Here is a 7,039-nt window from a genome sequence, read left to right as displayed (position 1 = left end):
CTCGCCCAGCACCGCCTCGGCGCAGCTCGCCTCCACCAGCAGGCGGCTGCCGGCGGAGCAGGTCTGGCCGGCGTTCTGGATGATGGCGCGCACCACGGCATCCAGCGCGACGTCCATGTCGGCGTCGGCGAAGACGATCTGCGGCGACTTGCCGCCCAGCTCCAGGGTCACCGGCACATGGTGCGCCGCGGCAGCCTGGGCCACCTGAGTGCCCGTTTCGGGCGAGCCGGTGAAGGAGAGATGATCGATGGCCGGATGCGAGGCCAGCGCCGCGCCCGCCTCGCGCCCCAGCCCCGGCACCACGTTGAGCACGCCGGGCGGCAGGCCCGACTCGCAGGCCAGCTCAGCCAGGCGCAACACGCTCAGGCAGGCGTCTTCGGCGGGCTTGAGCACCACGCTGTTGCCGGTGGCCAGCGCCGCCGCCACACAGCGCCCGAAGATCTGCGCCGGATAGTTCCAGGGGATGATCTGCGCGCACACCCCATAGGGCTCGCGCAGGGTGAGCACGGCAAAGCCCTCGTCGAAGGGCAGCGTCTCACCGTGCAGCTTGTCGGCACCGCCGCCGTAGAAGCGGAAGTAGCGCGCACAGGCGCGTATATCGGCCTCGGCCTGGGCCATCGGCTTGCCGGTATCGGCGCACTCCAGTGCCGCCAGGTTGGCATGATCGGCGTCGATGGCGTCGGCGAACTGCAGCAGCCATTCGCCGCGCCGCTTCGCACTCCAGCGCGCCCACTCGCCCAGGCTGCCGCTGAAGGCGCGACGCGCAGCGTCGACGGCCACCATTACCTCTTCGGCCTGGCAGCGGGCGATCTGGGCGATGGTCTGCCCGCTGGAGGGGGTCTCCACGTCGAGCAGCGCCTGGGTCGGCACCCATTCGCCACCGATCAGGGCGTGTCGGGGCGGAATCACGGGTAGCACGGTCATACATCCTCCTTGTCGTTGTCGTTGTCTTTGTCCTTGAGAGCGTTCCTCAGTAGACCAGTCTCACCAGACCCAGCGAGATCCACGGCATGTAGGTGATCGCTATCAGGCAGGCCAGCACCACCAGCACGAAGCGCACCAGCCAGGGCAGCATCTGATCGATGGAGATCTTGGCCACCGCACAGGCGGCGAACAGGTTCACGCCCAGCGGCGGGGTGATCATGCCCAGCGCCAGGTTGACCACCATGATCAGACCGAAATGCACCGGGTGAACGCCGAACTGGATGGCGATCGGCGTCAGGATCGGCGCCAGCACCAGGATGGCGGCGGAAGTCTCTATGAACATGCCCACGATCAGCAGCAGCACGTTGACCGCCAGCAGGAAGGTCATGGGGCTGTCGAACACACCGGTCACCCAGCCAGCGATATGGCCCGGCAGGCCCGTCCGGCTGATCAGGAAGCTGAACAGCGAGGCCGCGGCGATGATCAGCATCACCGCGGCGGTGGAGATCACGCTCTGGCGCAGGATCGGCCACAGGTCAGCGACCTTGAGCTCGCGGTAGTAGAGCCCGCCCACCAGCAGGGCGTAGAACACTGCCACCGCCGAGGCCTCGGTGGGCGTGAATACGCCGCCGTAGATCCCGCCGATCACCACCACCGGCATCAGCAGTGCCGCCCAGGCGCGCTTGAACGAGATCACGAAGCTGGTGCTGTCCTTGTGGTCCTCCAGGCCGAAGCCGCGCACCTTGCAGAACAAATAGAGGAACAGGATCAAGGCGGTGCCGATGAGCAGGCCAGGCCCCACCCCGGCCAGAAACAGCTGGCCGATGGAGGTGTCGGTGCTCACACCGAACAGGATCAGCGGGATCGATGGCGGGATCAGCACCCCGAGCTCCGCCGACGAGGCCTGGATCGAGGCCGCCAGCGGCTTGGGGTAGCCATGGCGCACCATGGCCGGAATCAGGATGGCGCCGATGGCGAAGGTGGTCGCCACGCTGGAGCCGGACACCGCGGCGAACATCATGCAGGTCAGTACGCAGGTCATCGCCAGCCCGCCCTGCACGCCGCCGACGATGGATTTGGCCAGGTCCACCAGGCGCTGGGAGATGCCGCCGGCGGCCATCAGATTGCCGGCGAGAATGAAGAACGGGATCGCCATCAGCGGGAACTTGTCGATGCCGATGAACATCTGCTGCGGCACCAGCAGCAGCGGCAGCCGGGTGAAGAACTCGATGCCGATGATCGAGGCCAGCATGATCGACACGGCGATCGGCACGCCGAAGGCGAACAGAATGATCAATGACAGACCGATGACCAGGTTCATGAACGCGGCCCTCCGCGCTCGATGTCCTCGGCGGTCTCGGGCATGGTCTGGCGCAGGTCGTGCATCTCCACCTCGGCCTCGCCCAGGTCGGGGCCCACCGCCTCGCGGCCGGTCAGTTGGGCCAGCAGCCGGGCAATCACCGAGACGATGGCGAAGCCGGCGCCGATGGGAATGGCGGCATAGGCGTAGGCCATGGAGATGTTCATGCCCGACATGGTCTGGTTGGCAACGCGCCGGGTCATGAGAATGCCGTAATGTACCAGCACCGCCAGCACCAGCAGGCAGCACAGCACGATGGCGATTTCGAGCACCAGCAGCAGACGCTGCGGCACCACCTTGTAGATCGCCTCCACGGCCATCATGTAGCCGCCACGGAAGGTCGCGGCGGCGGCCATGAACACGCACCAGATCATCGCCGTGCGCGCCGCCACCTCGGTCCAGGTGGAGGGCGCATTGAAGACGAAGCGGGTCAGCACCTGATAGAAGCTGAACGACACCGACACCACCAGCATGACCACCGCCACCAGCATGGCCAGGCGCGTCAGCTGACGTTCGAAACGAAGAAAGAGATCCACCATGGGTTCACGATTCCTGCCGACGCGCTCCCGGCAGACGCCGGGAGCGCAGTTTGGAGACTCACCTCAGAGCAGTGCGGTACGGCGCGGTGACGCCGCACGGGCATTCACGCTCTTCTCAGCAACTGGCCGCCTTCTCCTGGATCCTCTCCAGCATCTCGCTGCCATGTTGACGGGTGAAGATCTCGTAGGCCGGTTCGACCGCCTGCTGGAAGGGGCCGATGTCGATCTCGGTGTTGACCGTCATGCCGTTGTCGCGCAGCAGGGCCACGCCCTCCTCCTCGAGCCGCGATACCTCGCCGCGGGTCGCCTCGGCCGAGGCGCGGGCGGCTTCGTGGAACCACTCGCGCTCCTCGTCGCTGAGCCCGTCGAGCAACAGCGGCGAGCCCAGCACGGCGGCGGGGGAATAGACGTGCCCGGTGAGCGAGAGATGATCCTGCACTTCCCAGAAGTTGGTGGCGACGATCACCGTGATGGGGTTCTCCTGACCGTCCACCACGCCCTGCTGCAGCGCCGTGAAGAGCTCCGGGAAGGCCATCGGGGTGGGCCGTGCGCCCAACTGACGGAACGCCTCCTGGTGCACCTCGTTCTCCATGGTGCGCACCCGCAGCCCTTCGGCATCGCTGGGGCTGGTCACTTCGCGACGGCTGTTGGTGAGGTGGCGGAAGCCGTTCTCCGACCAGGCCAGGCCGACCAGGTCGTGCTGGCCCATCTTCTCCAGTAGCTCGCCGCCGAGCTCGCTGTCGAGCACGCAGCGGGCCTGATCGTAGCTCTCGAACAGGAATGGCAGGTCGAGCACGTAAGTCTCCGGCACGAAGTTGCCCAGCGGGCCGGTGGAGGTGATGACCACGTCCACGGTGCCGATCTGCAGGCCCTCGATCATCTCGCGCTCGCCGCCCAGCGCACCGGAGGCGTATTCGGTGACCGTGAAGGCGCCGTCGCTGAGTTCTTCCAGAGTCTCCTTGAAGGCCTGGGCGCCCACCGCATAGTGGGAAGTGGAAGAGAGGGTGTGACCCAGGCTGACCTCCTGGGCGGCCTGGGCATTGGCGACCAGAGCGGCGGCGGTGATGCCGCCGATGGCGGCAGTGAGGGCGTGGCGTACGAACTGCGTTTTCATTGTTGTGACCTCTTCGTCGTGAAACACCTCGGTTGTTGTCGGCGGCCTGTCGGCCGCGGCTATGTGCTCGCTATCGGCTGCGCTCCTCGATGAACGCCGTGACGATATCGTGCAGGCTGCGGTCGCCGGCGAAGCCCAGCTCCCGCGCCCGGCGGGTCTCGAAGCGTGCCGGCCAGCTGGCGACGATCGCCTCGATACGCGGATCGGGCTCGTGGCGCACCCGCGCCAGCGCCTCCTCACCCGCGACCTGACGCAGGGAGTCGAGCATCTCGGCCACGCTGACCGTGATGCCCGGCAGCATGAAGGCGCGAAACGGTGCCAGCGCCTCACCCGGCACCTCGGCGCCATGAATCAGCGCCTCGATCACCTTGGCCGGCGACATCACAAACAGCTCCAGGGAGGTGGCCACGGGACAGATGGCCTCCTCGTCGTTGAGCGGCTCGCGCAGGATGCTGGAAGCGAAGCTCGAGGCGGCGGCGTTGGGTCGCCCCGGACGCACGATGATGGTCGGCAGGCGCAGCACGCAGCCGTCGACCAGGCCGCGTCGGCTGTAATCGTTGATCAGCAGTTCGCACATCGCCTTCTGGGTGCCGTAGGAGTTCTGCGGCTGCAGCGCGGTCATGTCGTCGAGCACCGCGGGCAGCTCGCCACCGTAGGCGGCCACCGAGCTGGCCATGATCAGACGGGTATTGGCCAGCCCCCGCTCGCGGCAACCCTCCAGCAGTGCCCGGGTGGCATCGAAGTTGACCTCCATGCCGAGATCCAGATCGGCCTCGGCGGCGCTGCTGACCACCGCGGCCAGGTGATAGACGACCTGCGGACGCGCATCGAGCACCGCGTCCAGCGCGCCGGGCTCGGTGATGTCCAGCGCCAGCCCCGCGACGTCGACTGTGTCGCTGGGCGGGCACGGCGGCTCGACCTGATCGACCAGCGTCAGACGCTGAATGGCCTCACCTCTCAGCTCGCCGCGTGCCAGCAGCCGAGTAGCAAGACGCTGGCCGAGGAAACCGGCGCCGCCGGTAATGACGATGTGCATGTCTGGCATCCTGTCGTTGTGTTTGCCGTTGCGCTCAGACCATGAGCCCGTAGTCACGCCCCCAGCCCAATCCTTGCCGGGTGCCCGCCGCGGGCCGGTACTCGCAGCCGATCCAACCCTGGTAGCCGAGCCGCTCCAGCCGCTCGAAGAGGGCGGGATAGTGCACCTCGCCGACGTCCGGTTCGTGGCGCTCCGGTACGCCGGCGATCTGGATATGTGCAATGGCGGTGAACTGCCGTTCCAGATGACGGATCAGATCGCCCTCCATGACCTGGCAGTGATAGAGATCGAACTGCAGACGCAGGCTGCCGTTGGCCCCGACCTGCTCGAGCACCGCCATGGCCTGGGCCTGGCGCGAGAGGAAGTAGCCCGGCATGTCGCGGGTGTTGATCGGCTCGATCAGCACCTGGCGCCCCACCTTGGCCGCCTCGGCGGCGGCGAAGCGCAGGTTGCTCACGTAGGTAGCATGGTGGCGCGCCCGCGCCTCGGCATCGGCGCCGACCGGCAGCAGCCCGGCCATGGCGTGCACGCGGGGGCAGTCGAGGGCTTCGGCGTAGCGCAACGCCTCGACCACGCCGTCGCGAAATTCCGCCTCACGCCCGGGCAGACTGGCCAGACCGCGCTCGCCGGCCTCCCAGTTCCCCGGCGGCATGTTGAACAGCACCTGCTCGACGCCGGCTTCGCGCAGCGCACCAGCCAGCTCCTCGGGAGCGTAGGCATAGGGGAACAGGTACTCCACGCCGCGAAAGCCCGCCGCCGCAGCCGCCTGGAAGCGGTCGAGGAAGTCGTGCTCGGTGAACAGCATGCTGAGATTGGCGGCCAGTCGAATCATGTTTCGCGTCTCGTGTTCTTGGGTCGTGGGACGGCATCAGTCACGGGGAAAACGGGCCTCCAGTTCGGCAACCTGCTCGGGCGTCAGTCCGCGCGGATTATGGCCGCGCAGCAGCAGGTAGAGCTTGGCGGTCTCCTCCAGCTCCTCGGTGGCGTAGACCGCCGCCTCCAGGTTCTTGCCCGCCACCACCGGGCCATGGTTGGCCAGCAGCACAGCGCTGTGCTTGCCGGCCAGGCCGCGCACGGCATCTCCCAGCGCCGGGTCTCCCGGCACGTGATAGGGCACCAGGGGCAGGCGCCCCACCCGCATCACGTAGTAAGCGGTGAGCGGCGGGATGCAGTCGCAGGGGTCGACGTCGGGCAGGCAGGAGACCGCCACCGAATGGGTCGAGTGCAGATGCACGATGGCACCGGCACGAGGGCGCTCGGCGTACATCGCCATGTGCAGGAAGTGCTCCTTGGTCGGGGCGTCGCCGTCGAGCAGGCAGCCGTCGCGGTCGAGGCGCGAGATCCGTGCCGGATCGAGCCGGCCCAGGCAGGCGTTGGTCGGCGTCATCAGCCAGCCGCCATCGTCCAGGCGTACGCTGATGTTGCCGCTCGAACCCATGGTCAGACCGCGATCGAACAGCGACTTGCCGAGCGTGGCGATCTGCTCGCGCAGGCGATGGCAATCGGCCGTGCTCATGTCACACCTCCGCTGTCGCCGACGGTTGGCAGCACCTCGAAGGCGCGCAGGAAGAAATCCTCGCCGCCGAAGTTGCCCGACTTCAGCGCCAGCGACAGCGGCGCCTGGCGGCCGGCCAGCATGGCCTGGGTCCAGGGCACGCCGGGGTCGATCTGCTCGCCGATGCGCAGGGCACAGACGCCCAGCGCCGACACCACGGCACCGGAGCTCTCGCCGCCCGCCACCACCAGGCGTCCCACGCCCTCGTCGACCAGCCGTCGGGCGAGTTCGCCCAGCGCCTTCTCCACCAGTTCGCCGGCCCGTTCGCGTCCCAGCATCTGCTGAACCCGGTGCACCCGCTCGGCATCGGCCGAGGCATAGATCAGCACCGGACGGCCACCGGCCAGGTGTTGGCGAGCGAAGGCCAGCGCTCGCTCCAGATGGTCGGACCCTTCGGCCAACGACGCCGGATCGAGGGCAAAGCCGGGAAAGCGCGTGAGAAAGGCGTCGACCTGGGCCAGGGTGGCCCGCGAGCAGCTACCCGACAGCACCAGAGCACTGCCCGACGCCG

The 7,039-nt window shown here is 67.8% G+C and carries 8 protein-coding genes; all 8 read right to left on the bottom strand.

Annotation, left to right across the window (positions count from 1 at the left end):
* Nucleotides 1-924 (bottom strand): aldehyde dehydrogenase family protein (locus tag B8115_RS06280; RefSeq protein WP_010626914.1); only part of this gene is annotated, 924 nt, incomplete at its 3' end.
* Nucleotides 925-970: 46 nt separating this feature from the next.
* Nucleotides 971-2,245, bottom strand: coding sequence for a TRAP transporter large permease (locus B8115_RS06275; protein ID WP_010626913.1), 1,275 nt, complete (start codon nt 2,243-2,245; stop codon nt 971-973).
* Entirely contained in the window at nt 2,242-2,823 is a 582-nt protein-coding gene (locus B8115_RS06270) for a TRAP transporter small permease (RefSeq protein ID WP_010626912.1), read from the bottom strand. The genes B8115_RS06275 and B8115_RS06270 overlap by 4 nt, the downstream gene beginning before the upstream one ends.
* A 115-nt stretch (nt 2,824-2,938) precedes the next feature.
* Nucleotides 2,939-3,937 (bottom strand): TRAP transporter substrate-binding protein, encoded by a 999-nt coding sequence (locus B8115_RS06265; RefSeq protein WP_010626911.1) that lies wholly within the window; start codon nt 3,935-3,937, stop codon nt 2,939-2,941.
* A 70-nt stretch (nt 3,938-4,007) separates the two neighbouring features.
* Nucleotides 4,008-4,973: a D-erythronate dehydrogenase gene (gene denD, locus B8115_RS06260; RefSeq protein ID WP_010626910.1), complete on the bottom strand. Its 966-nt coding sequence runs from the start codon at nt 4,971-4,973 to the stop codon at nt 4,008-4,010.
* Nucleotides 4,974-5,007: 34 nt separating this feature from the next.
* Complete coding sequence (gene otnI / locus B8115_RS06255; protein ID WP_010626909.1) at nt 5,008-5,805, bottom strand: 2-oxo-tetronate isomerase; 798 nt, start codon at nt 5,803-5,805, stop codon at nt 5,008-5,010.
* Between the two features lie 36 nt (nt 5,806-5,841).
* The gene (otnC, locus tag B8115_RS06250; RefSeq protein WP_010626908.1) at nt 5,842-6,489 is read right to left on the bottom strand and encodes a 3-oxo-tetronate 4-phosphate decarboxylase; all 648 of its coding nucleotides are present in this window, start codon (nt 6,487-6,489) and stop codon (nt 5,842-5,844) included.
* Nucleotides 6,486-7,039: four-carbon acid sugar kinase family protein (locus B8115_RS06245; protein ID WP_010626907.1), on the bottom strand; the 554-nt coding region annotated here is incomplete at its 5' end. The genes B8115_RS06245 and otnC, both read right to left, overlap by 4 nt.

The sequence above is a fragment of the Halomonas sp. KM-1 genome (assembly GCF_000246875.1).
Classification (GTDB): domain Bacteria; phylum Pseudomonadota; class Gammaproteobacteria; order Pseudomonadales; family Halomonadaceae; genus Halomonas; species Halomonas aerodenitrificans.
The sequence above is the reverse complement of the archived record's forward strand: the minus strand, read 5'-3'. Positions and strand labels throughout refer to the sequence as shown.

What these genes read in the sequence shown, in the direction of transcription:
- otnC (WP_010626908.1), bottom strand. Translation starts at nt 6,489, where the DNA reads ATGAGCACGGCCGATTGCCATCGCCTGCGCGAGCAGATCGCCACGCTC.
- otnI (WP_010626909.1), bottom strand. Translation starts at nt 5,805, where the DNA reads ATGATTCGACTGGCCGCCAATCTCAGCATGCTGTTCACCGAGCACGAC.
- B8115_RS06265 (WP_010626911.1), bottom strand. Translation starts at nt 3,937, where the DNA reads ATGAAAACGCAGTTCGTACGCCACGCCCTCACTGCCGCCATCGGCGGC.
- denD (WP_010626910.1), bottom strand. Translation starts at nt 4,973, where the DNA reads ATGCACATCGTCATTACCGGCGGCGCCGGTTTCCTCGGCCAGCGTCTT.
- B8115_RS06270 (WP_010626912.1), bottom strand. Translation starts at nt 2,823, where the DNA reads ATGGTGGATCTCTTTCTTCGTTTCGAACGTCAGCTGACGCGCCTGGCC.
- B8115_RS06275 (WP_010626913.1), bottom strand. Translation starts at nt 2,245, where the DNA reads ATGAACCTGGTCATCGGTCTGTCATTGATCATTCTGTTCGCCTTCGGC.